This is a genomic window from Rhizobium esperanzae, assembly GCF_002204185.1.
In the GTDB taxonomy this organism is placed as follows: domain Bacteria; phylum Pseudomonadota; class Alphaproteobacteria; order Rhizobiales; family Rhizobiaceae; genus Rhizobium; species Rhizobium esperanzae.
In genome coordinates, this window is the sequence record NZ_MXPU01000072.1 from 1 (window position 1) to 712 (window position 712).

Here is a 712-nt window from a genome sequence, read left to right on the forward strand (position 1 = left end):
CAAGCTGACGGTCAGCGACGTCGACGACGGCGAGGCGGTGTTTGCCGCCCCGGCCTCACTCAACGGCATCTATGGCAGCTTCAGCTTCAATGCCGCCAGCGGCAGCTGGACCTATACGCTCGACAATAACCGGGCGGCAACGCAGGCGCTCAACCAGGGCGACGCGGTCAGCGACACGCTGAGCGTCAGCTCGCTCGACGGCACCGCCAGCCACAATATCGTCGTCGCCATCACCGGCGCCAACGATGCGGCTTCGATCGTCGTCGATGCGACGGTCACCGACGACCGGGCGACGGTCGAGGCGGGGGCAGCCGGCAGCGGCGATCCGAGTGCCTCCGGCAAGCTGACGGTCAGCGACGTCGACGACGGCGAGGCGGTGTTTGCCGCCCCGGCCTCGCTCGACGGCATCTATGGCAGCTTCAGCTTCAATGCCGCCACCGGCAGCTGGACCTATACGCTCGACAATAACCGGGCGGCGACGCAGGCGCTCAACCAGGGCGACGCGGTCAGCGATACGCTGAGCGTCAGCTCGCTCGACGGCACCGCCAGCCACAATATCGTCGTCGCCATCACCGGCGCCAACGATGCGGCTGCGATCGTCGTCGATGCGACGGTGACCGACGACCGGGCGACGGTCGAGGCGGGGGCAGCCGGCAGCGGCGATCCGAGTGCCTCCGGCAAGCTGACGGTCAGCGACGTCGACGACGGCGAG

The 712-nt window shown here is 68.5% G+C and carries 1 protein-coding gene; it reads left to right on the forward strand.

Annotated elements, in window-relative coordinates; all coding sequences use genetic code 11:
* A partial coding sequence (locus B5E41_RS30980; protein ID WP_210191837.1) for a VCBS domain-containing protein occupies positions 1 to 712 on the forward strand: 712 nt, incomplete at both ends.